Raw genomic sequence first — 24,387 nt, 5'->3', positions numbered from 1 at the left:
GACTTGTGGTGGAACTGGTTGGCCAAGTCTGCAGGCCCTACTCGTCATTGCGAGCGAAGCGAAGCAATCCATTGGGCCACACTGTGAAAGAATGGATTGCTTCGTCGCTTCGCTCCTCGCAATGACGAAGTACGGACACCGACTGATTTGCCCGCCGGGCTTCATGGCGCATGTGCTCGGCGACCACCGTCTGCATGTGATCGCCGCCTCGCGGTGCTATTGAAAGAGCGCTGGCGTCCGCAACAACCTGATCCAACGACACCACGAAAAAGGGCGGTCTTGCAGCCGCCCTTTGAGATATTTGCTGGTGTTGCGCCGAAAAGTCTAAGGCCAGCATCCTGCCGGCTTATAACCGGGGTTACGCCAGCAAGCATTGTCGAGCTGGCTGTCCCAGCCGCCTCGCTGCCGCCACTTGCTCCAGGCCATGTAGTCGCAATACTTGCTGAAGGGATTTCCCGCTTCCCGGGTCGCACAGTAGATGCTCTGGGCGTAGTGGCCTGGGCTAGAGATGACATGCCTGGCCACCGCGGGGCCCTGCCGCCAGCGCAAGAGCCGCGGCAGCGCCGAGAATTAGGGGTTTCATCATGCGTTCCTTCATTTGGCTGCTGCTACGCGACACAGCAAACCGGCATCGCGATCAAGCTTTCGATTTTTGATCCAGGGAGCGGTTCAGTCATTGCGAGGACTCAACGATACCGCAGCTGGCGCTCCATATCCATTTTTTCTGTCGAAATTTCAGCCGGCCGGCCGCCAATTCTCGGGTCTACAATGCGAGGTCGGAACGAGCGTTCCCGCAATTCTCCATCCAGACATTCGCCACGACCACAATGCGGCTCATGCTGCCTTCGCCTGAACCGTATTGCAGAATTCGGCGAGGCGATCGGCGAGCCGCAGCGTCGCGGGGCTCGCTTCGGGAGACGTCACCAGCGCTACTTCGGTCCGATCGATCGGCGAAAATCCATCCCTGGCGGTCAGGACGCGATGGTCGTCCTGGATCGCCATCTCCGAAAGAATGCTCAGGCCCATGCCGGCGGCGACCGCGGCCTGAATGCCGGCAAGGCTGGAACTGGTATAGGCCATGTGCCAGGTCCGTCCGGCGCTTTCGAGCGCATGGATCGCGCGCGTGCGATAAAGGCAGCCGGTCGGAAAGAAAATCAACGGCACGGAGCCAGAGCCGGCGTGAGCGGGATTGGCTTTGCTGGTCACCCAGTGCAGCCGCTCGGGCCAAGCCGCAAGGCCTCCGTCGTCCCCAGCGTCGCGCTTGATCAGTGCGAGATCGAGATCGCCCCGTTCAAGGTCGCGCCGCAGATACACGCTTTGATCGGCGCGCACATCGAGCCGCAGACCAGGATGCGAGCGCGCGAACGTCGCCAGCAGTTTCGTCAGACGAAAGGCCGCGAAATCCTGGGGGATTCCGAGCCGCACCGCGCCTTCGTTGCCGGGCCGCGCCAGCACGTCGCGGGCTTCTTCGGCCAGCGAGAGCAGCCGTCGCGCGTAGGACAGCAGTCGTTCGCCATGCTCTGTCGGGGCCACCTGCTTGCCGGTTCGATTAAGCAACGGACGCCCGAGTTCGTCCTCCAGCCGCTTGATCTGCTGGCTGACCGTCGATTGCGTTCGATGAACACGTTCGCCGGCTCGAGTGAAGCTACCGGCATCCACCACGGAGACGAAGCTGCGAAGCAATTCGAGGTCCAACATTCCGGATCCATTCGGTTTTCCACTGGGATGCATTCTATCATTTAATTTTTGAATGAAAAGGCATCGGCATAAATCAACGGCCGAAGGAGAACAGCCATGTCGCTCGCGCCCCCCGTCGCCGTTCCACGCGGTCGGATCAATCTCATGCCATTGTACGTGGTCCTGTTCTGTCTGCTGTGGAGTTCCGGCTTCGTGGCCAGCAAGATCGGCATCGCCGATTGTCCGCCGCTGCTCTTCCTGACCATACGCTTCCTGATTGCCGGCGTACTGATCCTGGCAATCTCGGTGCTGCGGAGAGATCAATGGAATCTGTCGCCGCGCGACATCTTCGCCTTCGTCCTGATCGGCATAGCGAATAATGCGCTTTACGTCGGGCTTGGCTATATCGGCTTACAAACGATTTCCTCTGGACTTAACGCGCTGATCGTCAGCGTCAATCCGATGTTCACGGCCGCGCTGGCCGCGGTCTTTCTCGGCGATCAGATCACGTGGCGCAGGGTCGTGGGGCTTCCGCTGGGCGTTGCCGGGGTCGCATGGATTGTCGCTGATCGAGTTTCGGCAGGATCGGACAGTTCCGTCGGCATCGCATTTGCAATCGGCGCGCTGGTTGCTCTCGTTGCTGGGACGATGCTGTTCAAGGTTCTTTCGCCCAAGGGCAGCCTTTGGATCGGCAACGGCATCCAGAACCTGTCCGGCGGGCTAGCGGTCGCGCCATTCGCGTTCATGTTCTCCGATTTCGGCCATATCGTCTGGAGCGGCCGGCTGTTCGCATCGCTGGCTTGGCTGATCCTGCTTGGCTCGATCGCCGCGTTTTTCCTGTGGTTCTATCTGCTGACCGTGTTGGGGGCGACGGCGGCGAGCGCCTATCATTTCCTGATGCCGCCGCTCGGGATGTTGTTTGGCTGGATAGTATTGGGCGAACATGTCGCCATCAGCGACCTGCTGGGTATCGTTCCGGTGGCGCTCGGCATTTATCTCGTGACCCACCCCGCTGGCGGCCGCGGCGCGACATTGAAGTGGGGAGGTTCGCGCGAATCCGCTTCGCATTACCTTGATCGGAGACGCGCCCAAGTGCGCGCTCCCCAGGATGAGGATTCCCTTTAATCCTTCCGGTAGAAGCGCTGCAAAACAAAATGGCGAAGGTGGTTGCGGGGGTGCCAAAGGGCATGACATCTCGCCGGCGCCGCGCGACCTTAATCGGCGCGTGCGGGCACGATGCTCGATTCGAGCGGCTTGCGGGCCGGGATATTGGCGACCAATTCGGTCGGTGCCGGCTGGATCGACGGAGCGATCGCAATGGCCCCCGGGGTGACTTCTTCCTGGCGAAGCCATCCTGGCTCGTCGACCGATCCTGCCGCGGGGACGCCCGCGCGATTCGCCTGGCGGCTTACGACGATCATCAACGCGCAGACAACGTAGAAACACATGCCCAGCACGTAGGTTTTGGCGATGCCGAACTCGACCGATAAGGCCATGCCCAGCACTGACGCGAACATCGATGTAATACCGTTGGCGCTCCAGAAGAACGGAAGCAATTCCGCGTGACGGCGCCAGATACTCAGCCCGAGCGGAAACATCATCCCCATGCAGAATGCCGGGGGTGCCAGCAGCAGCGCGGACCAGAGAACGCGCATGTCGGTGGCTTCCGACCGTGCAAAGCTGGTGACCAGGGGAGTCATCAGCCCCGCCACCGCGAGCGTTGTCAGGAGTGCGACAACCCGGGCGGTGACCGCTCCCGGTCGAGGGGAATACGCGCCAACGGTGGTGCTGCCGATCCCGCTGAAGAGAAGAATTGTGAAAAGCACGACACTCAGCCCGTAAACGGGATGTCCGAGGAAGACCATCAGCCGCTGCATCTGCGATATTTCGATCAACATGAAGCCCATGCCGATCGCACAGAAATAGGCGACAGGCGGCGTCAGCGCGGACAGCGGCATCCGCCTCGCCAGACCGACAAAGGGACCGACGACGTAGTAGAGGCAGGCGCAAAGCGCCACCGCCAGAAGCATCAGGGTCATGCCGACCGCCGCGTTGTTATTCGAGAGGATCGCGAAGGGCTTGCTGGCGACATCGCCGAAACGCGCCGTATAAAAGAAAAACGGATTGTCATCGGTGGACGGGCTGATGTTTTGCGGCAATGACGCGAAGAAGGCCGCGTCAGCCTTGCCCGACATCAACGTCGACGTAATGGTATCGAAAGCGATATCCGGCCCCATCAGTATCTCGAAGCCCTGGGCCAGAAGTCTGGCACGCGCACCCTGCCACTCGGCCTTGGTGAAGGCGTCGGGTCGGGTAATCACGGTGACGATGTTGCCGACGTTCAATGCGATCACATGGTCCGCCAATTCGGCCGCGGGCACACCTTTGTTCTGGAGCGCGCGCGCTGCGATCGACACCAGGCGATAGAATTCATCGCGGTGGCCGTCCGGGTCGTACCAGCGCGATACCGACAAGAGCCCGCCGGGTTTCAGCGCCCGGTAAAAATCACCCCACGCCTCCACGGTATAAAGCCGGTTTTCGGTGAGGGTTAGTCCGCCGGCAGCCGTTGCCGCCCAGGTATCGATCAGCGATATCTGGACAAGGTCGTATCGCTCGGACGAGTGGTTGATGTAGCTGCGGGCTTCGGCATTCACCAGCGAGACGCCCGGCAGGCGATCGAGATGGCCGGAGAAATCGGCGAATTTGTCGGTGAGGACTTCGAAGATCGCGGGATTGATTTCAATTCCGCGGATCTGCCTGGCTCCGAAAAACAGCCCGGAAAGAATGTCGCGACCGCCGCCCACGCCAACGATGGCGACATCGGTCGGTGGTTGCACCAGGTAGGCGGCATTGATGACGTCGTCCTTCAGGTAGGACAGCTTGCCGATATCGCCATTGTAACGGGTAATGACCGTGGCCGCATCCGCATCGATATCGAGGTGATGCTGCTCAATTTTCGTCTCCGCGGTGTGGGCGAAGCCCCAGCCGAGCGGAGCGGTCTCTCCAAGCGCCGTCACCCTAACGCGCGAGTATGTATTCCAGCGCTCGAAAAGCGTTCCAAGCTGCGCAGTCCCCTTGGCCCAGAACACACCCAGATGGCTTTTGCCGGAAACATCAAGTCCGGTATGCACGATGGTTGCAGCCGTCAGCGCCAGCGCAACGGCACCGCTCAGACGCAGGCTGCGGGTGTCGCCGCTACCCCGCACGACCACCCAACCTGCGCCAGCGGCGAGGGCTCCGATCCCCAGCGTGGCGCTTACAGGGTCGACGACGAGCAATATAAAGATGACCCCGAGGCATCCGAGCGCCGCCCCTGCAAGGTCGGCCGCATACAGCCATCCACCGCCATAGGGCAGCCGGGTCAACAGAAGCGTGATGCAGACGCCGCTTTCGGTAAAGGGCCTGACGAAGCCGACCGCCGCGAGCGCCAAGGCCACCATCACGTAATCGCCCGGGATCACCAGCGGCACGCAGAGAAAAGCAATCATTGCGCCAGCGCTGGCGATAGCGAACCACGAGGCGTGCGTTGCGAATTCCGCTCCCACCCGTTCGGGAGCGTAGCGGGCCGGGTTGTTGTAGACTTCCATCGCGCCGCGAGTAAGTCCGAGCATGGCCAGGGAAATGGCGGCAAATGCGAAATGATAATACAGCATGACGCTGAAGAAGCGCGTTATCAGTATCTGGTAGGACAGCGTGGCGGAGGCCAAGATGAAAATCGCGAAGTAGTGGCGGCCTAGAATTCGGGGGGATGCCTGCAAGATAGTGTCCTCAATGAAATCTCGACCAATCCGCGCGCCGCAGACATTCCATTACGCCTCTATCTGCAATGTTTGCTTAACAACTCAGCCGCATTGCCGGGTGGTCCCGGCGCTGACTTTACCAGGCGAACCTGTTTGCGACAGCGGGCGGGCGGTATTTGTGCGTGGAATTTGTCGCAGCCGCCGGTCCGGGACGGCGCGCCGCGCGCCCGACGAGGTGCTAATCCTTGCGGAACACGATCGACGCCATCCAGCCGGTCATCAGCGCCATGAAGGCCGTGACGAGGCCATAGACAAAGCCGTCCTGGCGGGCGGTCGTCGCGACGAACTGCTCGAAGCCGACCTTGACGATGTCGAACGCGGTTTCGGTTCGGGTGACCAACGCGCCGTCGGAAAACAGCTTGATCTCGACCTCATAGGTCCCGATCGGCACTTCGGCCGGAAGCGGAATGCCGGTGCGAAACAGCGTCGGCGTCAGGAAGGTCACCGCGGAGGTTTCCTCGCGATAAAGCCCGTGTTCCGAGCGTAGCCGCACGAAGGCGCTGCGGAACGGATCGTTAGGCACCACGTCGGCGTAATCGGTTCCCACCCGCTGGGTCAGCAGCACATTGTTGAGACCGAGCTGCTGCCGCCGTTCGACGTCGGGGGATGCGATGGCTTCAAACGGCCGGTTGGAAAACAAGGCGAGATAGGTCGGCACCTCGAGAAACTCGCGATAGTCGGTGTTGATCCAGATGCCGAATTTGCGCTCCTTGCGGCGTGTCACCATGTCGGCGCGGGGGCCGATGACGGTCACGACGAGGTCGTAGCTGGTGCGGGAGACGGGCGTGGTCGCGTCCTTTTCGACCGAGCCGAACAGCACCAGTTCCTCGCCGGAATAGTTTGGCGTCACGGTTACCCGATGGTTCGAGACCGATACGATCAGCCGCTCCGCGCGCGCCGGCGATAGAGCGAAAGCCGCGCTCAGCAGCAGCAAACCTGCGGTGGCAAGGCAGCGGCGTTCGATCATCCGGCGCCCCCGGTTTCCCGGATGGTGAAGAGATCGTCGGGACGGATCACCATTTCGACCGCGAAGCGGATTCCTACCGCGAGAATCAAAAGCCCGAGCAGCAGCCGCAGATGTTCGCCGCGGATTTTCTGACCGGCGCGCGCACCGAACTGTGCGCCGGTCACGCCGCCGATCATCAGGATCAGTGCCAGCACCGCGTCGACCAGATGGTTGGTGACCGCGTGCAGCATGGTGGCGAATACCATGGTGACCAGCGTCAGCACCATGGAGGTGCCGATCACGGTCGAGGTCGGCACCCGCAGCAGATAGATCATGATCGGGATCAGGATAAAGCCGCCGCCGATGCCCATGACCGCGCCGATAAAGCCGATGACCAGGCCGACGGCGACAACCGGGATCACCGACAAATAGATCTTGGAGCGCTTGAAGCGCATCTTCAGCGGCAGGCCGTGGATCCAGCCGTGGCTGCCCGAGCGGCGCATCGGAACGATGACGCCGCGCCGTACCCGCAGGATAGACCGCAGCCCTTCCCAGAACATCAATCCGCCCACTGTGGTGAGCAGCACGACATAGGACAGCGCGATCATGAGGTCGAGCTGGCCGAGCGAGCGCAGCAGCGTAAAGGTCCAGACGCCCAGCGCGGTGCCGACGACCCCGCCGCTGAGCAGCACCAGCGCCAGCGCCGGATCGATCGCGCGGCGGCGCCAATAGGCTATCGCGCCGGAAAACGACGAGGCCGCGATGTGGCTGGCGACGGAAGCGACCGCGACCGCGGGCGCGATGCCGATGAAGATCAATAGCGGCGTCATCAGAAAGCCGCCGCCGATGCCGAACATGCCCGACACGAAGCCGACCGCCGCGCCCATCGCGAGGATGAGGAAAATATTGACCGGAATGTCGGCGATCGGAAGATAAAGCTGCACGCGCGTTGCTTCGGAATGGGCCCTGAGGCTGGCCGAAACCGCTCATGGCATGGTTTCTTTGGGAGCGCGGATCAAATGCCGCGCCCCTGCATAGCCGAAATCGCCTATCGGAGGGACTAAAGAATCTGCCGGCGGCCGCTTTTTTCCCGCTTTCCGTCAGGCACTTTCCGACGTGGTGAATGATTCAGATTAACAACGGATGGGGTCAGGGTCTGACCACGGGATCGGTGACAAGGTTCATCGCTGAGGCTTCCTTCGGGCCGAGCCAGCGGACATCCCTGGTCTCGGACATGGCTTCCACGACGGAGGACGACACGCCCATCTTTGTCATAAAGCTCAAGACCGTCCCCGCGGTCCGCTGGGTTTCGGCGACGGGGTCGCGGCCGGGCGCGGGTGCCACAAATCGGTGGACCCCCAGCACCGAGCCATCGATGCCGTAGCGCGGCTTGCCACCGGCATAGACGAGCACGCAGGCGCTGGCGCAGTACGATCGCCTGATCTGGCCCGAACTATCGGCGACGCCAACCGCGGTTGCCAGCCCGCGCGATCGAATGATCTCACCCATGATGATGGCCTGATCCAGGTTGCCGCCCGGAGAGGACAGCAATACCGCGTCGCCCGCGACCAGATGGGCTTCGTCGAGCCTCTCGCGCAGCCAGCCCGCGGTAGCAGCGCCGATAGTCCCGCGGATCGCCAATACAGGCCGGCCGCGGGCGAAGCCGTGAAGGTCGGTCTTCGCGATCGACGACGAAGTCATGGTCGGCGCGAAGTAGGATTCCTTCCAATAGGCCCACGCCTCGGGCCGCGAAAGGTCCCTGTAGGCGCGGATGCCCAGGCTGGAAATCAGGAGAATAAAGACGACGACCGACCAAACTGGCCGCCGCCGGCGGCTGGCGACATCATGTGGCGACGCTGAAGGCGGGCTGGTTGGCGCGCGCGGCGGCGCCACCCAAGGTCCCGTCGGCGACTTGCGGAAATGACTTCCATCGTCCTGACGACCATCGACCGGCAATGCGATCCTCTTGGAAGTATCTCCTGGACGTGAGAGCCGCCCATGCGCTGCTGTTCTTGTTTATACGCCTTCACCGCGGAGGTACATGCCGGCCACGCCAGGCCGGTATCCACCCCGCATCAAGTGCGGGGCCGGCTTTCGCTCGAAAACGCCCTAAGGGATCAATGCGCGGCGGCGGTGCGCTTGGTCGAAACCGGCTTGGCGGCCGGTTTTGCGGTATTTGCCTGCGCCGGTGCCGAATCCCATCCGCCCGCGGGGCTTGCCACATTGATGGCGTCGTCGGGCTGGGGCTCCGGCGTGAAGGTCTGGATCGCGAGTTTTGCCGCAGCCAGCGACTGGGCATCGAGCCGCTTGGCGATATCGTCGCGTTTGTGGCCCGCATCTGCGTCGCCCTGGGCCGCGGCCAGGCTGAACCACTTGAAGGATTCGGCGAGGTTCTGTTCGACGCCGATGCCGCGGGCGTAGAGGATGCCGAGATTGAACTGGCTGTCGGCGACGCCGCGATCGGCGGCCTTGCGGAACCATTGTGCCGCGCTCTTGTAGCTGGCGCCCTTGCCGCCGCCGTCGGCGTCGAGCACGGCGAGATTATGCATCGCCTTGGCGTTGCCGCGCTCGGCAGCCTGCATGTAGTAGCGCCGCGCGATGTCGACGTCCTTTTTCACGCTCAGGCCCTTTTCGTAGAGGGTTCCCAGCCTGAAGATCGCCGGCACCACGCCGGCTTGGGCCGCGCGATCATACCATTTCGCGGCTTCGTCGAAATTCGCAGCAACGCCTTTGCCTTCGGCGAAGCGAACGCCGATCTCGTACGCCGCGGTCGGATCGCCTTTAAGGGCGGCGGCGCGCAGCACCGGTCCGCCGATCCCGTCGGGCAGGCTCTCGGTCGGCGGAATCGGTATCAAGGCGAGTCGGCCATTACCTGACGGTGCCTGCATCGCCGGAATCGTGCCGGTAACGTCGTTCGCGGATGAAACGGAGCGCCCGACCATGGGCTGCGGGATCGCAACCGAGGCGGCGCCATCAGCGGCGTTCGGTGCGGAGTTGTTGAGCGATTGCCGTCCGATCGGCGTCGGCGAGGTCATCGAAGGCCCTGCGGGAGCCGGCATCGCCGGTTTGGCACCGTCTTCGGCGGGCGGAGGGGCCAAAGATTGTGACTCGCTCGAATTCTCCATCGCGGGCAGTTGCGGCGCGCTGCCGCCGTCGAGCAGCGTCATCGCCATTTTGAAGGTGCCAAGCACAATCACGACCACGCTTGCGCCCACCAGCAACGAGCGGATCTTGGAGGTGACGGTCGAGGTTTCCTTGCCCTTGCCACCGGCAGCAGCCTTCAGCGGGCCGCGGCCAGCCTTATCGGGCGGCGGTGCGGCAGCGGCGGCCTGGGCCGCGCGGCGCGCGGCGGCGATGAAGCTTGAGGTGCTGATGGGCTCTTTTGCAGCCCCTGGAATTTCGCTGATGGCACTCTCGGAAGCGGCGATGCGCTCCGACGGCGAGGCGGATCGCCCCGCCGGCCGTGTTCCCGGCTCGAGCGGGTGATCGGGCGGCAGGCCCGGCTCGATCGCCACGCGCGGTTGCGCCGCATGCGGTTCCAGAATTTCGCTGATCGCCCTTGGCGTCGCAACGGCGGCGGGCGGCATCGGCGCTGACGTGGAATGGAATTCGCGGGGAGCCGCGGCGAACTGCTCCTCTGCTGCGGCGGGATTCGGCAGTTCAGGTTTGAGTTGCAGCGCCATCGCGGCCCGTGGGGGCTCAGCCGGCGGGGCTGGCGGCGCGTCAAATGTAGGTATCGCTGGCGCGGCATAGGAAGGAGCCGGCGGCGCTTCCGGCTCCGGTGTGGCCGGCTGCACGCGAACCGCGCGCAGATCGCCTTCGATCATGGCCAGCCGATCGACCACATGGCCAAGCGTGTTGTGAACGGCTTCGAGCGAGTCCTGGGTATGGCGGTCGGTTTCAGCCTGGCTGAAACGGATGTCGGACAATTCGCGCTTGACGATGTCGGCAAGCCCGCTGTCCGCGGCGACGGGCGCGTTCCGGCTGCTCTCGGCGAAGGCCGCGATGCTTGCATGCTGGCGTTCGAGGTGGCGCAGAATATCCTGCAGCCCTTCCTCGACCGGCCCGAGATTGCCGGCGCGGGGATCGGTGGAGGCCTCCAGCCGTTCGAGCAAATAGGATACGCGCTGTTCGAGATGAGCGAATGCGGACGCGTTGTCGTTGCCGACCGGCATGCGATCGAGGCGATCGGACAATGCCCGCAGCGCGTTCTCGATATGCTCGGAGTTTTCGGGGATCGCCGGCCGCGGCTCGCGGGTCTCCAGCGACGAAGTCAATGCGGCGATACGCTGTTCGAGCAGCGCGAATGAATCAGCATGGCCATCGGAGCGTGCAAGCTGATCGACCTTGGATGACAATAGCTGCACGTCATCGCTGAGCCGTGCCAAAGCATCGTTGGATGCGACATTGGAGACGATGGCGCGGAGTGCAGCGATGGCGCCTTCGAGCTGGTGGACCGTCGATGGGTCGTTGTTGGCGCGCAAAATCAGGTCGAGCTTGGCGCCGAGGTTGCGGATCGCCTCGTCATAGCCGGTCAATTGTTCGGCGGGGGTCAGCGAGCGCAATGCTTCGCGGATTTCGCCCAGCGCGCGTTCGATGCCGGCCAGCGCCTGGCCGTCGGTGCCGCTCTGGCGGGTGTCGTCGATGCGGCGCGACAGCGAGCGAATCTCGTTCTCGATCGATTCGATGGCCCGGCGCGGCATCGCTTCGGTAATGGCGTGACGGATTTCGGCAAGTTCGCTGCGGAAAGCGGTGATCGATTGCTCGATGTGATCAGGACGTTGCAATGCCTCGATCTGGCTCGTGATCTTGACCAGATGGCGCTCCAGCGACGAAAAATCCGGGCCCGCCGGCGCTGCCGGTGGAGCGTACGCCGGCGCCGGCGGCGGCGCGCTGCGCGGCGGCATCTGCCGGGGCGCGGCGTTATCGAGTTCGTTCTGGCGCGCCGCGATTTCCGCGATCGCAAAATCGAGCGAGGCCGGGCTGAGCGGAGGTGAGGGACGATAGACCTGGGCTGCCGCGCGCTCGACCATGTCGGTCTGGCGCTGCTTGTCCTGGATCTGGGCCTGGCGCGCCGGGGCAGGGTTTGAGATCTGCGAGAGCCTTGCGTCGAGGCGGGCGATGGCATCGTTCAACTGCCGCGCGACGGCTGGCTCACCGCGGGGAGTTTCACCGCGCGGCGGATCGCTACGCGGTCGGGGTTGAGAAATCTGCTCGATCTGCCGGGCGATCGAATCCAGCCGCTGGTGAATGTCCGCGACCTCGCGGTTCTCCGGGCTGGGCATCGCCGGGCGCTGGTCATAGGACGGACGAAAGCTGGGAGCGGCGGTATCGCCGAGGTTGGAATTGAGCCAGTCGCTCAGCGACATGCCGGCCCGGCGCGCGGCGGCCTCGGCCCTCTCCCGGACGGACGGATCGATGCCTTCATTACTCCACGATACGCGCGAATTCATGCTCTCGTCCGGTTCCGAATCCGGCGCGCTATCTGCGCCTTCAGCCTCCCCGCGCGTCCCCGATTAGGAGACAATCGAAATCCGCGCAGGTCGTCTGCCTCTGATCCTGACTTTTTCGCGTTACGGTAAATAACCGGTTAAGGAATCGCGCCGGGCTGCCTTAAAGTTCGCCTCGGGAGCAAAATCCCTGCGCTTCTCCGAGGGCCGCGCGAACAGCGGCGCCGCGACTGCGACCGGCCGACCGCCTAACCGCTGGATTCGGCGTCCCGGATCGAAACCACATTGGTCTGATCAGCGCCGATCGACAGAGCCGACAACGCCTCGAGCGCCTCTTCGCACCACTCCACCACGGCCTGCTCGTGACGCACGCCGAGGCGAAGGCTCAGGAGCTTGCCCAGGTCCGCCGGCGAAGCGATGCCCTGCGGGAAGCGCTTGTTGAGAATGCGTTCGTAGCGGGAACAACGGTCGCGGTGGTGTTCCAGCCGCGCCATCAGATCGGTGCGCAAAGGTTCGATGTCGACGCTGTCGAGCGCATAGAGCCGCACCAGCAGATCGTCCTTGATCGACGCCGGGACGCTCGGCCGGGCGGCCCAGTGCCTCAATGCGGCCCGGCCCTCTTGTGTGAGGGTGTAGACCAGCTTGTTGGGCTTGCCGGACTGCACGACTTCGCGGCCCTGGATGTGGCCGCGGTCGCGAAGCCGCGTCAGCTCGCGATAGATCTGCTGATGGTCGGCTTTCCAGAAAAACCCGATCGACGCATCGAACGTCTTGGCGAGCTCATAGCCCGTCATCGGACGTTCCGTGAGGCATGCAAGGATTGCGTCGCCAAGCGCCAAGTCGCCAGCCCTCCGTCGCTTTCGAACTGTTATTGACTTTATGCATAAAGTTGCATATGCGTCAATGCGCATAATCGGAAATGGCGCGCTTGTCAGGGCCCGACTTCGCCATCGCCCGGACCGGAGACCTCATGCCCATGACCGCCCTCGACAAGTGGTACGACTACATGAAGTCCCATGATCACGCGGCGCTATGGGATCTGCTCCACCCCGATGCGGTGTTCGAGAGCCCCGTCGTTCACACGCCGCAACGCGGGCGCGACATCACGTTCAAATATCTGTCGAGCGCGGAAAAGGTGCTGGGCGGCCCGGGCTTCCGATACATCGGCGAATGGCGCAGCGCCAACGGCGCGGTCCTCGAATTCGAAAACGAGATCGAGGGGATCAAGCTCAACGGCGTCGATATCATCACTTTCAGCGAGGATGACCGGATCGCGCGTTTCAAGGTCATGGTGCGCCCGCTCAAGGCGATCAATCTGCTGCATCGTTTGATGGGGGAGCAACTGGCAAAGCCCTGAGGCATATTTGCTGCCTTGCTCATTCCCCACAACCTGTCGAACCGGATAAGGTCGATTTTCCGGAACACCGCAAAGTCTCGCTTCAACGCCTCCGCCAATTTCAGCCTGTCCCTGCCGGGAGAACATGATGCCGATCTACAAAGCCCCCCTGGAAGACGTCAATTTCCTGCTCAACGACGTGTTTCAGATCGACCGCTACGACAATCTTCCCGGATTCAGCGACGCCTCCGCCGACGTGCGGGAGGCGGTATTGTCGGAAGCCGCCAAACTCAGCGAAGAAGTGCTGCAGCCGCTCAACCGCGTTGGCGACCTGGAAGGCTGTGTCCGCCATGATGACGGCAGCGTGACCACGCCGAAGGGATTCAAGGAAGCATACAAGCAGGTCGCCGAGGGCGGCTGGCTCGGCCTTTCGGCGCCGACGGAGTATGGCGGGCAGGGATTGCCGGTCTCGCTGAGCCAGGCCGTCAACGAATTTCAGTGTTCGGCGAATATGGCGTTCTCGATGTATGGCGGCCTGACCATGGGCGCGACCGCGGCGCTGATCGTGCACGGCAAGCCCGAGCAGAAGCAGATGTTCGTGCCGAAGATGGTGGCCGGTGAATGGACCGGCACCATGAATCTCACCGAGCCGCAATGCGGCACCGACCTCGGTCTGTTGCGCACAAAGGCGGTCAAGCAGGCCGACGGCAGCTACAAGATTACCGGGACCAAGATCTTCATCTCCGCCGGCGAGCACGACCTTGCCGGAAACATCATCCATCTGGTTCTGGCGCGGATCGAGGGCGCGCCCAGCGGCATCAAGGGCGTTTCGCTGTTCGTGGTACCCAAGATCCTGGTCAACGCCGACGGATCGCTCGGCGCGCGCAACGGCGTCACCTGCGGTTCGATCGAACACAAAATGGGCATTCACGGTAATTCGACCTGCGTGATGAATTACGACGGCGCCACCGGCTGGCTGATCGGGGAGGAAAACAAGGGCATGCAGGGCATGTTCGTGATGATGAACGAGGCGCGGTTGGGAGTGGCGGTACAGGGGCTGGCGCAGTCCGAGGTCGCCTATCAGAACGCCGCGGCCTATGCCCGCGACCGTCTGCAGGGCCGCTCGCTCTCCGGGCCTAAGGCGCCGGACAAGCCGGCCGATCCGATCATCGTGCATCCCGACGTGCGCCGCACGCTGCTCACGATTCGCGCCTTCAACGAGGCGGCGCGTGCGATGGTGGTGTGGACCGCGCTGAAGAGCGACGTCGCCCACCGCTCCAGCGATCCCAAGGATCGGCAGGAGGCCGACGATCACATGGGGCTGATGACGCCGGTCCTGAAGGGCGTTCTGACCGATGTGGGATTTTCCAACGCGGTGCTGGCGCAGCAGATGTATGGCGGTCACGGCTATATTGCCGAGAACGGCATGGAGCAGTTCGTGCGCGATGCGCGCATCGCCATGATCTATGAAGGCGCCAACGGCATTCAGGCACTCGATCTCGTCGGACGCAAACTGCCGCGCGACGGCGGCCGCGCCGTGATGTCCTTCTTTGGCGAGGTCGCCGCTTTCGCTAAGGATCATGGCGCGGAGGAGGCGATGAAGCCGTTTGTCGCCCCGCTGAGCACGGCGCTCGGTCATCTGCAGCAGGCCACCACCTGGCTGATGCAGAATGCGATGATGAAGCCGGACAATGCCGGCGCCGCCGCCACCGATTACATGCAGCTGTTCGGCCTCGTCACCTTCGCCTATATGTGGGCGCGGATGGCGAAAGTCGCACACGACAAGATTGCAGGCAGCGGCGCGACGCCCTATCTGTCGACCAAGCTGGTGACCGGCCGCTTCTTCATGGAACGGATGCTGCCGGAAACGTCAGTGCATCTTGCGCGCATCCAGACCGGAAGCGCGACCATCATGGAATTGGCGGCTGAAGCCTTCTGACCGGAAAAATCCTTCCCGCGGCCGCTCGATAATCCGCCGCGGTATCTTCCCAATCGCCTAAATATTATGATCCTCATACCAGGAGGGCGTCATGCCTGAGGCATATATCTACGATCACGTTCGCACGCCGCGCGGCCGCGGCAAGGCCGACGGCGCGCTGCACGAGGTGACCGCGGTGGCGCTGGCGACCGCGCCGCTGAAGGCGCTCAAGCAGCGCAACAATCTGCCCGAGGGCGTGGTCGACGACGTCATCCTCGGCGTGGTCGATCCGGTCGGCGAGGCCGGCTCCGACATCGCGCGCTTTGCGGCGCTCAACGCCGGTCTCGGCGATTCCGTCCCCGGCATCCAGATCAGCCGGTTCTGCGCCTCCGGCCTTGATGCGGTGAATTTCGCCGCCGCCCAGATCATGAGCGGCCAGCACGAACTCACCATCGGTGGCGGCGCCGAATCGATGAGCCGCATCGGTATCGGCGCCTCCGGCGGCGCCTGGCCGATGGACCCCTCGATCGCGGTGCCGGCCTATTTCATGCCGCAGGGGGTCTCCGCCGACCTGATCGCGACCAAATACGGGTTTTCGCGCGACGATGTCGATGCCTATGCGGTGCAGAGCCAGCAGCGCGCCGCCAAGGCCTGGGACGAGGGCCGCTTCAAGAATTCGGTGATCCCGGTGACGGACGTCAACGGCCTCACCATCCTCGCCAAGGACGAGCACATGCGGCCGACGACGACGATGCAGTCGCTCGGTCAGTTGCAGCCTTCCTTCGTCACCATGGGACAGATGGGCGGCTTCGATGCGGTGGCGATCCAGTCGCATCCAGAAATCGAGCGCATCAACTACGTCCACCACGCCGGCAATTCGTCCGGCATCGTCGACGGTGCCGGCGCGGTCCTGCTCGGCAGCAAGGAAGCCGGCGTCAAGTATGGCCTGAAGCAGCGTGCAAAAATCCGCGCCTTCGCCAATATCGGCTCGGAGCCGGCGATGATGCTGACCGGCCCGGTCGATGTGACCGAGAAGCTGCTCGAGCGCTCGGGCATGAAGAAATCCGACATCGACCTGTTCGAATTGAACGAGGCGTTCGCCTCGGTGGTGCTGCGCTATATGCAGGTCTTCGACATCGATAACGCCAAGATCAACGTCAATGGCGGCGCTATCGCGCTCGGCCATCCATTGGGGGCGACCGGGGCGATGATTCTCGGTACCGTGCTCGACGAACTCGAGCGAACCAACAAGTCGACCGCGCTGGTCACGCTATGCATCGGCGGCGGCATGGGTACGGCGACCATCATCGAGCGGGTGTGAGGGCTTAGGGTGGGCAAAGGCGCGATTCGCGCCGTGCCCACCACTTGAATTCGGTTTATCATGGTGAGCACGCTTCGCGTTGCCCACCCTACGATCAGAGACAACCGCCGCGCCTGCGGGCTGCCGGCATCGAGGGAGCGACAAATGGCCTTCAAGAATTTCAAAGTTGAGACCGACGCCGACGGCATCGTGCTGGTGACCTGGGACACTCCGGGTCGTTCGATGAACGTGCTTGACGAAACCTCGGTCACCGAACTCGAGGAGATCGTCAAGCAGACCTCCGCTGACGCGGCGGTGAAGGGCGTGGTCATCACCTCGGGCAAGGAAGCGCTGTGCGCCGGCGCCGATCTGTCGATGCTGGAGGGCATGAGCCGCCAATATGGCGAGTTGCTGAAGGCCAAGGGCGAGGTCGCGGCCAACCAGATGCTGTTCGACCAGAGCCGCCGCTTCTCGCAGGTGTTCCGCAATATCGAAACCTCGGGCAAGCCCTGGGTCGCCGCGATCAATGGGCTGGCGCTCGGCGGCGGTTTCGAACTCACGCTGTCCTGCCATTACCGCGTCGCCGCGCAGAATCCGAAGACCCGGCTCGGCCTGCCGGAAATCAAGGTCGGGCTTTTCCCGGGCGCCGGCGGCACCCAGCGCGTGCCGCGCATCGTCTCGCCGCAGGATGCCATGCAACTCCTGCTCAAGGGTGAGGCGATCAATCTCGACAAAGCCAAGGCGCTGAATCTGATTCACGCCATCGTTCCCGCTGCCGATCTCGTCAAGGCGGCCAAGGACTGGATCAAGGGCGGCGGCAAGGCGGTCGCGCCGTGGGACGAGAAGGGTTTCAAGCTGCCGGGCGGCGCGGTCTTCTCCAAGGCCGGCATGATGATGTTCCCGGCCGGCAACGCCATCTACCGCCGCGAGACCTACGACAATTATCCGGCGGCGCGCGCCATCATGAGCTGCGTCTACGAAGGCCTGCAGTTGCCGATCGATGCGGCGCTGCGCGTCGAATCGCGCTACTTCACGCAGATCCTGCGCAGCAAGGAAGCGGCGGCAATGATCCGCAGCCTGTTCCTGTCGATGCAGGAACTGAACAAGGGCGCGCGGCGTCCGCAAAACGTGCCACCGACCAAGGTCAAGAAGCTTGCCGTGATCGGCGCAGGTTTCATGGGCGCCAGCGTCGGCTACGTCTCGGCGCGTGCCGGCATCGACGTGGTGCTGATCGACCGCGACCAGGAGAGCGCCGACAAGGGCAACGGCCATGCGCAAGCCGTGATCGATGATCTGATCAAGAAGGGCCGCGCCAAGGAAAGCGATCGCGACGCCATCCTGTCGCGCATCACCGCGACCGCCGACTATAACGTGCTGAAAGACTGCGACCTCGTCATCGAGGCGGTGTTCGAGGATCGAAAGGTAAAGGCGGAGACCTACGCCAAGGCGCAGCCGCTGCTCAGGGGCGATGCGATCTTTGCCTCCAATACCTCGACGCTGCCGATCAATTCGCTGGCGGAAGAGTTCAAGGACCAGAGCAAGTTCATCGGTATTCACTTCTTCTCGCCGGTCGAGAAGATGATGCTGGTGGAAATCATCGTCGGCAAGAACACCGGCGATGTCGCGCTCGCCACCGCGCTGGATTACGTGCGCGTGATCGGCAAGACCCCGATCGTGGTCAACGATTCCCGCGGCTTCTTCGCCAACCGCTGCGTGCTGCGCTTCACCGCCGAAGGCCTGGAAATGCTGATGGAAGGCGTGCCGCCGGCAATGATCGAGAACACCGCGAAGATGGCGGGCATGCCGGTCGGGCCGCTGTCATTATCCGACGAAGTGGCGCTCGATCTCGTGCTCAAGATCATGAAGGCGACCGAGGCCGACCTCGGCGCCAACGCCATCGACCAGGCCCAGAAGAAGCTCTTGGTCGAAATGGTCGAGAAGCAGGGCCGCTTCGGCCGCAAGAACGGCAAGGGCTTTTACGACTATCCCGAGAAGGGCAAGGGCCAAAAGAGCCTGTGGTCGGCCTTGAGCGGGTTGCAGCCGAAGCATCTCGATCCCGATATCCTCGACGTCGAGGAGCTGAAGCAGCGCTTTCTCGTGGTGCAGGCGGTGGAAGCGGCGCGCACCGTTGAAGACCATGTCATCACCGACATGCGCGAGGCCGATGTCGGCTCGATCCTCGGTTTTGGATTCGCGCCGTTCACCGGCGGCACGCTGTCCTACATCGACTTCATGGGCACGAAAAACTTCGTCGCGCTGTGCCACAAGCTCGAGGCCAAATACGGCTCGCGCTTCACCCCGCCGAAACTCCTGATCGACATGGCGGCAAAGGGCGAGACCTTCTACGGCCGGTTCCCGCCGAAAAAGCAGCCCGCGGCGGCGTAACTCCTAACTCTCGCCGTCATGGCCGGGCAAAAGCGCCGAGCGGCCGCTTCCGCCGGGGCCCGGCCAAACGCGTCCGGCTATCCGGCGCGCAGGGACGGGCTCAGCGCGGAATGATTGCCGGTGGGGAGCTTGGAGATAAGCCATGAAGACGACGCAATGATCCGGGCAATCGTTCTGCTAATTGCTTTCGCTGTCACTACCGGCACCGCGGGTGCGGAAGAGGCTTCAATCAATTTGGCTGGTATCGGCAGTCGGAAGTGTTCTTATTGGCTCTCCGGTCCCGACCATCGGCTGGAGGGTACGGTCTGGATTTATGGCTTTTGGAGCGGCTTGAATTATGTGGCGGCGTCGAGCCAGCAAGACCAGCCGAAAACGAACGGCACGGCCATGATCACCGCTGTTGAAGTGGCTTGCAAAGGCAATCCATCGCAGATTTTGGCCTCCGCTGCCTGGGCAGCCTATATCGATAGCAACCAAAAGTAAGTCCCTCCGCCGTCCGAATTCCCTGAATTGTGCAACACGGCAAGGTTGCAGAAAGGTGGATTCCATATGGCTATACTGAGCGAATCTCGGCGCGGCCGTCATGCGCCGAACGTTCGTTCGACCGCGCTCGGAGGAGAATAACCAATGGCGAATGATGATCGCACCAGGATAATTCCGGGGAGAACGGCGGAATCAGCAGCCATGTCGGCGAACGTCAAACGAGCGATGGCGATCACCGCCAATCTCAACCGTTTGACGTTCAACGATGCCGACGAAGTCCGGGCCTTGTTCAGCGATCTCATCGGCAAGAAAGTGGACGACAGTTTTTTATTGATCCCGCCATTCTACACAACCGGTGGGGTCGACATCAGTATCGGGCGCAATGTTTTCGTAAATCAGAACTGCACTTTTTATGATCTTGGCGGGCTCGACATTGCCGACGATGTGATGATCGGGCCGAACGTGAGCATCATCACGTCTGGCCATCCCGTCGAACCGTCTCGGCGGCGCGCCCTCACAATCGCAAAGCCCATCGTGATTGAAAGAAACGTCTGGATCGCAGCCGGCGCAACGATCATCGGCGGAGTGACGGTGGGCGAAAACTCGGTTGTTGCGGCGGGTTCCGTGGTCACCAGGAACGTTCCCCCCAATACTCTTGTCGGAGGAAACCCGGCGAGGGTCATTCGTTCGATTGCCGACTGAGGGCACGACTTTCCTGTCGTCTCTCAAAACTCCCTGATTTTCGACCTGAAATCGCTGTTGCAGCAGTCTTGATTTTCTTCCGGCCTTATTTCTTGTCCCGGCCGGATTGGGCTTCCGGTGATCTCCGCGCCACGCGTTCCCGGCGGTTGGTCTCTTCGCGGCCCTGTTGCTCCTGCTCCAACCGTTGAAGCAAGAGTTGAGTTTCCAGGGTGCAAGGAAACGATAATTTTCTCGGCGCGCCATAGCGCGGGTACAAGGTCAAACTGCCGGACATCCATGACGAAATCGCCGGGGTCGTCGGGGTTTCATCCCTGGGCTTGGGCATTTAGGTCTCGATATGGAAGACGAACGGGCGGCAGGCTGCAGTTCCCCGGCAACGCCCAGACCCGCCTTGTGGTTCCGGCACGTTTTCAGCATGGGCGAAGACGTGGATGCCCGGCGCAAGGCCGGGCATGACGAACCGCAAAAAAAGGCCGGATCATCGATCCGGCCCTTTGTACTGAGAATTATTCTCTGAGAACTCACGCCGCCTTCAGCAGGCCTTCCTTGGTCAGGGCTTCCTGCACCTTCGGCCGCGCCGCGACGCGGTCCTTGTAGGCCATCAGGTTATTCAAGCCGGAGAGGTCCAGTTTGTTGCCGTCGGCCCAGCGTAGCATGGTGTAGAGATAACCGTCGGCGACGGTGAACTGCTTGCCCATCAAATAGTCGCGGCCGGCAAGCTGGCTGTCGGCATATTTGAATTTGCCCATGATGCGGTCCTTGAAGAAGTTCTTCACCTCGTCCGGGATCGTCGGATTAAACAGCGGGCTGAAGTTCTTGTGAAGCTCACCCGTGATGAAGTTGAGCCACTCCAGCAGCTTGTAGCGCTCGGCGCTGTCGCGCGCGGGCGCGAGATTCTTGGCTGAAGCCTTGTCGGCAATCATCTGGACGATGACCGGGCCCTCGGTCACGAGCTCGCCATTGTCCAGCGCAAGCGCCGGCACCTGGCCCTTGGGATTGACCTTGAGATAGTCGTCGCCATTCTCAAGCTTCTTGGCCCGCAGGTCGACCTTGACCAGGTCGTATGGCAGACCCGCCTCCAGAAGCGCGATATGGGGTGAAAGCGAACAGGCTCCGGGCGAATAATAAAGCTTCATCGGAATTTCCTTCCCTCGGATGATTGGCAAACAGCCAACAGATGACTAAATGCATCTGCATGAAATAGTCAAGATTGATGCAGCTGCATTTAGTGCGCTACACTCTCTCGTCATCTATGGGCCGGACCATGAAGCGCAAACCATCGACCGAGGCGACCGCCGCCTGGATTCGCCTGATGCGAGTCCAGAGCCGGGTGCTTGACGCCGTCGAGCAGGAGTTGAAGAAGGCCGGGTTTCCGCCGCTGGCCTGGTACGATGCGTTGCTCGAACTGTCGCGCGCGCCGTCGGGCGAGATGCGCCCGGTGGAACTGGAAAAGCAGATGCTGATCCCGCAATACTCGACTTCGCGGCTGATCGACCGGCTGGTCGACGAAGGGCTGGCGGCGCGCCGCGAATGCAAGATCGACAAGCGCGGCCAGTTCGTCGAGATCACCGAGGCCGGGCGCGAGCTGCAGAGGAAGATGTGGAGCGCGTATTCGGCCGCGATCGAAAAACACGTTGGTTCGAAGCTTTCCGACACCGATGCCGTAAAACTCTGTGGTCTGCTTGACCGGTTGGGCTGCTCCTGCGGCGAGGCTCCATCGCTCGCCGCGAGAGACGGCGCTCCCGCCCGATGATATTGTTTTTGCCTTTCGCATCCGCGGACTGCCTGGTTCGCGGATACTCCCGACACCGCGCGCGTTTGGTCGAAACGCCCCACCTCCGGAATCCGCATGGCGCGTGACCAGATCGATATGACGCCCCTGCAATCGCGCGAGGAATTGGTCGCGTGGCTGGAAGCGGGCGTGAAGCCTCGTTCCGAATTCCGGATCGGCACCGAGCATGAAAAGACGCCCTTTACGCTGAACGGCCATCAGCCGGTGCCTTACGAAGGCGCCCGCGGCATCGGTGTGCTGCTGGAAGGCATGCAGCTCCTGCTCGGCTGGGAGCCGATCATGGAGCGCGGCAACATCATCGGGCTGTATGACGTCACCGGCGGCGGCGCGATTTCGCTGGAGCCCGGCGGCCAATTCGAATTGTCGGGCGCGCCGGTCGAGACCGTGCATCAAACCCAGGCCGAATTGATGGCGCATCTGGCGCAGGTGAACGAGATCGCAACGCCCCTGGGGATAGGTTTTCTCGGGCTCGGCATGACGCCGTCATGGTCTCGGGCGCAGATTCCGATGATGCCCAAGGGACGCTACAAGATCATGACCGGCTATATGCCGAAGGTCGGCAAATACGGCATCGACATGATGTACCGGACCTGCACGGTGCAGACCAATCTCGACTTCTCCTCGGAGGCCGACATGGTCAAGAAGCTCCGGGTATCGGTGGCGCTGCAGCCGGTGGCGACCGCGCTGTTCGCCAATTCGCCGTTCACCGAAGGCAAGCCCAACGGCTTCCTGTCGTTCCGCTCCGAGATATGGCGCGACACCGACAATGCGCGCGCCGGGATGATCCCGTGGGCGTTCGAGGACGGCATGGGGTTCGAGCGCTGGGTCGATTATGCGCTGGATGTGCCGATGTACTTCGTCAAGCGCGGCGATGCCTATATCGACGTGGCAGGGTCGTCGTTCCGCGATTTCTTCGACGGCAAAAATCCCGCATTGCCCGGCGAGCGTCCGACGTTGTCGGACTGGGCCAACCATCTCTCGACGATTTTCCCCGAAGTGCGGTTGAAGCGCTATCTGGAAATGCGCGGCGCCGACGGCGTGCCCTGGGGACGGCTGCCGGCCTTGCCGGCGTTTTGGGTCGGACTGCTCTACGACGACACCAGCCTCGACGCCGCATGGGACATCGTCAAATCCTGGAATGCCTTCGAACGCCAGTCGCTGCGTGACGACGTGCCGCGCCTCGGCTTCAAGGCCAGGATCCGGCATCACTATCTGTTCGAGATCGCCAAGGAATGCCTGGCGTTGTCGCATGCGGGGCTGAGCCGGCGCGGCCACGTCGATCACTTCGGACGCGACGAGACCCGCCATCTCGAGCCGTTGGACCGGATCATCGATTCCGGGCAAACCCCCGCCGAGGAGATGCTGGAGAAATTCCATGGCCCCTGGCAGGGTTCGGTAGAACCGGCCTATGACGAATACGCATTCTAGCTGGCGCACAATCGGGACCGCAGGGTCGCGTTAGCCTGCGATGGGAGCCGGGTTCCACGCAAGCTGTTGTGCCTTGGTGCTTTTCTCGGGGGCCAGGGCGCGCCGGCGGATCCCCGGATGGAAGGGTTTTTGCACCGTTCATCCGCCGTACAGGTTCGTGGCGATCAAATGACAACCCGCAAAATGCGGGGAAGTCCAATCGGTTGAAAGCATCGCGAATGTGGGGAGGCCGCCTGCTCGGGGCGTGTTTGGTGACGCTCGCTTTTTTTGCGGCCGCCACGACCATGCGACCGGCATTTGCTCAGACCAACTTCGATCGTCCGGGCGGCGATTATCTGAGTTCATTGGTGCCCTCGGGCGATCCGGCGGATTGTGCGCTGGTGTGCGAGCGCGACCGGCGTTGCCGGGCATGGAGCTTCAACTATCCGAGCGATACTGCGGGCAGCGCGGTCTGCTGGCTGAAGAACAACGTGCCGGCACGCACCCCGGATGATTGCTGCGTCTCGGGCGTGCGCGGCGCTGGCGTGGTCGAACCGCGCAATGGAGCGATCGAGACCTCGATCGACCGCTACGGTGGCGATTATCGCAGTTTCGAACTCAAGCGGGGCGAGCGTGACGAGGCCTGCAAGGCGGCTTGCGCCGGCGACAATAAATGCCGGGCCTGGACCTATGCCCGGCCCGGATATGCCGGAAAAGACGCTCACTGTTTTTTGAAAAAGGAAATCAAGCCACCGCGGCGCAAGCCCGGCTTCATTTCGGGCGTGGTCAGGTGACATCGGTGGCATCTGTACCGTAATGCGGGTGCGCGCGGAAATCGGTCATGCTTGATGGACTGATGTCGCGGCGCTGATGCGCGTCAGCGGTGCCGACAAACGGGTAGAGGCCGCGCTCGTCAATGCCTCGCCGCAGTGGCTCACTAATTTGACGACGACTTTTTAGCTGACCGAGCAGGGTGGAAGCATGCAGCTTGAATCGATCCTGACGTGCCCAAGGTGCAGCTTCCAGGCGACCGAAAAAATGCCGACAGATGCTTGCCAGTATTTCTACGTCTGCAAGGGCTGCGGTGAAAAACTCAAGGCCCTGCCGGGCGATTGTTGCGTGTTCTGTTCCTACGGTTCGGTGCCTTGTCCGCCCATCCAGCAGAACGGCAAGGGCGAGTGCTGCGGCTAG

Annotated in this window: 19 protein-coding genes; 11 read left to right on the top strand and 8 right to left on the bottom strand. The window is 62.6% G+C overall.

The genetic code is table 11. The features are described from left to right. Positions 1 to 834: 834 nt before the first annotated feature. Positions 835 to 1,698 carry a LysR family transcriptional regulator gene (locus tag E8A46_RS03570; RefSeq protein ID WP_291557558.1) on the bottom strand — a complete coding sequence of 288 codons (864 nt, stop codon included), beginning with the start codon at positions 1,696 to 1,698 and terminating at the stop codon, positions 835 to 837. A 96-nt stretch (positions 1,699 to 1,794) separates the two neighbouring features. On the opposite strand from E8A46_RS03570, the gene E8A46_RS03565 reads away from it, so the two are divergent. Further along, positions 1,795 to 2,802, top strand: coding sequence for a DMT family transporter (locus E8A46_RS03565; RefSeq protein ID WP_291557555.1), 1,008 nt, complete (start codon positions 1,795 to 1,797; stop codon positions 2,800 to 2,802). Positions 2,803 to 2,891: 89 nt separating this feature from the next. Here E8A46_RS03565 and E8A46_RS03560 read toward each other — a convergent pair whose 3' ends face one another. The 6 genes from E8A46_RS03560 to E8A46_RS03535 form a co-directional block, all read right to left on the bottom strand. Continuing rightward, positions 2,892 to 5,435: a hypothetical protein gene (locus tag E8A46_RS03560; RefSeq protein WP_291557552.1), complete on the bottom strand. Its 2,544-nt coding sequence runs from the start codon at positions 5,433 to 5,435 to the stop codon at positions 2,892 to 2,894. Between the two features lie 220 nt (positions 5,436 to 5,655). Continuing rightward, complete coding sequence (locus E8A46_RS03555; protein WP_291557549.1) at positions 5,656 to 6,444, bottom strand: TIGR02186 family protein; 789 nt, start codon at positions 6,442 to 6,444, stop codon at positions 5,656 to 5,658. Beyond that, positions 6,441 to 7,367, bottom strand: coding sequence for a sulfite exporter TauE/SafE family protein (locus E8A46_RS03550; RefSeq protein ID WP_291557547.1), 927 nt, complete (start codon positions 7,365 to 7,367; stop codon positions 6,441 to 6,443). The genes E8A46_RS03555 and E8A46_RS03550 overlap by 4 nt, the downstream gene beginning before the upstream one ends. Positions 7,368 to 7,572: 205 nt before the next feature. Next, complete coding sequence (locus E8A46_RS03545) at positions 7,573 to 8,379, bottom strand: hypothetical protein (RefSeq protein WP_291557543.1); 807 nt, start codon at positions 8,377 to 8,379, stop codon at positions 7,573 to 7,575. A 161-nt stretch (positions 8,380 to 8,540) separates the two neighbouring features. Beyond that, positions 8,541 to 11,876, bottom strand: coding sequence for a hypothetical protein (locus E8A46_RS03540; RefSeq protein WP_291557540.1), 3,336 nt, complete (start codon positions 11,874 to 11,876; stop codon positions 8,541 to 8,543). 245 nt (positions 11,877 to 12,121) lie between these two features. Continuing rightward, positions 12,122 to 12,712 carry a PadR family transcriptional regulator gene (locus E8A46_RS03535; protein WP_291557536.1) on the bottom strand — a complete coding sequence of 197 codons (591 nt, stop codon included), beginning with the start codon at positions 12,710 to 12,712 and terminating at the stop codon, positions 12,122 to 12,124. 131 nt (positions 12,713 to 12,843) lie between these two features. Between E8A46_RS03535 and E8A46_RS03530 the strand changes: the two genes are divergently transcribed. The 6 genes from E8A46_RS03530 (at position 12,844) to E8A46_RS03505 (ending at position 19,997) form a co-directional block, all read left to right on the top strand. Continuing rightward, the gene (locus E8A46_RS03530) at positions 12,844 to 13,230 is read left to right on the top strand and encodes a nuclear transport factor 2 family protein (protein ID WP_291557534.1); all 387 of its coding nucleotides are present in this window, start codon (positions 12,844 to 12,846) and stop codon (positions 13,228 to 13,230) included. Positions 13,231 to 13,357: 127 nt separating this feature from the next. After that, on the top strand, positions 13,358 to 15,148 hold the full coding sequence (locus tag E8A46_RS03525; RefSeq protein ID WP_291557532.1) for an acyl-CoA dehydrogenase C-terminal domain-containing protein: 1,791 nt from the start codon (positions 13,358 to 13,360) through the stop codon (positions 15,146 to 15,148). A 91-nt stretch (positions 15,149 to 15,239) separates the two neighbouring features. Further along, the gene (locus tag E8A46_RS03520; RefSeq protein WP_291557529.1) at positions 15,240 to 16,448 is read left to right on the top strand and encodes an acetyl-CoA C-acetyltransferase; all 1,209 of its coding nucleotides are present in this window, start codon (positions 15,240 to 15,242) and stop codon (positions 16,446 to 16,448) included. 144 nt (positions 16,449 to 16,592) lie between these two features. Next, positions 16,593 to 18,812 (top strand): FAD-dependent oxidoreductase, encoded by a 2,220-nt coding sequence (locus tag E8A46_RS03515; RefSeq protein WP_291557526.1) that lies wholly within the window; start codon positions 16,593 to 16,595, stop codon positions 18,810 to 18,812. Between the two features lie 156 nt (positions 18,813 to 18,968). Beyond that, entirely contained in the window at positions 18,969 to 19,295 is a 327-nt protein-coding gene (locus E8A46_RS03510; protein ID WP_291557524.1) for a hypothetical protein, read from the top strand. 144 nt (positions 19,296 to 19,439) lie between these two features. Beyond that, complete coding sequence (locus E8A46_RS03505) at positions 19,440 to 19,997, top strand: sugar O-acetyltransferase (protein ID WP_291557521.1); 558 nt, start codon at positions 19,440 to 19,442, stop codon at positions 19,995 to 19,997. A gap of 521 nt (positions 19,998 to 20,518) precedes the next feature. On the opposite strand, the gene gstA is transcribed toward E8A46_RS03505, so the two are convergent. Further along, on the bottom strand, positions 20,519 to 21,133 hold the full coding sequence (gene gstA / locus E8A46_RS03500) for a glutathione transferase GstA (RefSeq protein WP_291557518.1): 615 nt from the start codon (positions 21,131 to 21,133) through the stop codon (positions 20,519 to 20,521). A gap of 128 nt (positions 21,134 to 21,261) precedes the next feature. Here gstA and E8A46_RS03495 point away from each other — a divergent pair, with 128 nt between their 5' ends. The 4 genes from E8A46_RS03495 (at position 21,262) to E8A46_RS03480 (ending at position 24,387) form a co-directional block, all read left to right on the top strand. Continuing rightward, a complete protein-coding gene (locus E8A46_RS03495; RefSeq protein WP_291557515.1) occupies positions 21,262 to 21,750 on the top strand; it encodes a MarR family winged helix-turn-helix transcriptional regulator in 489 nt (162 codons plus the stop codon). A gap of 96 nt (positions 21,751 to 21,846) precedes the next feature. Beyond that, entirely contained in the window at positions 21,847 to 23,217 is a 1,371-nt protein-coding gene (locus E8A46_RS03490; protein ID WP_291557512.1) for a glutamate--cysteine ligase, read from the top strand. A gap of 284 nt (positions 23,218 to 23,501) precedes the next feature. Further along, the gene (locus tag E8A46_RS03485; RefSeq protein ID WP_291557619.1) at positions 23,502 to 23,990 is read left to right on the top strand and encodes a PAN domain-containing protein; all 489 of its coding nucleotides are present in this window, start codon (positions 23,502 to 23,504) and stop codon (positions 23,988 to 23,990) included. A 187-nt stretch (positions 23,991 to 24,177) separates the two neighbouring features. Then, positions 24,178 to 24,387: a GDCCVxC domain-containing (seleno)protein gene (locus E8A46_RS03480; protein ID WP_291557509.1), complete on the top strand. Its 210-nt coding sequence runs from the start codon at positions 24,178 to 24,180 to the stop codon at positions 24,385 to 24,387.

The sequence above is a fragment of the Bradyrhizobium sp. genome (genome assembly GCF_004799445.1).
GTDB lineage: Bacteria > Pseudomonadota > Alphaproteobacteria > Rhizobiales > Xanthobacteraceae > Bradyrhizobium.
Note: the sequence above shows the minus strand (reverse complement) of the source record. Positions and strands in the feature narration are given on the sequence as shown.

Excerpts from the sequence above, each read along its gene's own strand:
- E8A46_RS03530 (WP_291557534.1), top strand. The coding sequence starts at position 12,844 with ATGCCCATGACCGCCCTCGACAAGTGGTACGACTACATGAAGTCCCAT.
- E8A46_RS03510 (WP_291557524.1), top strand. The coding sequence starts at position 18,969 with ATGATCCGGGCAATCGTTCTGCTAATTGCTTTCGCTGTCACTACCGGC.
- E8A46_RS03525 (WP_291557532.1), top strand. The coding sequence starts at position 13,358 with ATGCCGATCTACAAAGCCCCCCTGGAAGACGTCAATTTCCTGCTCAAC.
- E8A46_RS03505 (WP_291557521.1), top strand. The coding sequence starts at position 19,440 with ATGGCGAATGATGATCGCACCAGGATAATTCCGGGGAGAACGGCGGAA.
- E8A46_RS03570 (WP_291557558.1), bottom strand. The coding sequence starts at position 1,698 with ATGTTGGACCTCGAATTGCTTCGCAGCTTCGTCTCCGTGGTGGATGCC.
- E8A46_RS03520 (WP_291557529.1), top strand. The coding sequence starts at position 15,240 with ATGCCTGAGGCATATATCTACGATCACGTTCGCACGCCGCGCGGCCGC.
- E8A46_RS03480 (WP_291557509.1), top strand. The coding sequence starts at position 24,178 with ATGCAGCTTGAATCGATCCTGACGTGCCCAAGGTGCAGCTTCCAGGCG.
- E8A46_RS03485 (WP_291557619.1), top strand. The coding sequence starts at position 23,502 with ATGCGACCGGCATTTGCTCAGACCAACTTCGATCGTCCGGGCGGCGAT.
- E8A46_RS03555 (WP_291557549.1), bottom strand. The coding sequence starts at position 6,444 with ATGATCGAACGCCGCTGCCTTGCCACCGCAGGTTTGCTGCTGCTGAGC.
- E8A46_RS03515 (WP_291557526.1), top strand. The coding sequence starts at position 16,593 with ATGGCCTTCAAGAATTTCAAAGTTGAGACCGACGCCGACGGCATCGTG.
- E8A46_RS03495 (WP_291557515.1), top strand. The coding sequence starts at position 21,262 with ATGAAGCGCAAACCATCGACCGAGGCGACCGCCGCCTGGATTCGCCTG.
- gstA (WP_291557518.1), bottom strand. The coding sequence starts at position 21,133 with ATGAAGCTTTATTATTCGCCCGGAGCCTGTTCGCTTTCACCCCATATC.
- E8A46_RS03565 (WP_291557555.1), top strand. The coding sequence starts at position 1,795 with ATGTCGCTCGCGCCCCCCGTCGCCGTTCCACGCGGTCGGATCAATCTC.
- E8A46_RS03540 (WP_291557540.1), bottom strand. The coding sequence starts at position 11,876 with ATGAATTCGCGCGTATCGTGGAGTAATGAAGGCATCGATCCGTCCGTC.
- E8A46_RS03490 (WP_291557512.1), top strand. The coding sequence starts at position 21,847 with ATGGCGCGTGACCAGATCGATATGACGCCCCTGCAATCGCGCGAGGAA.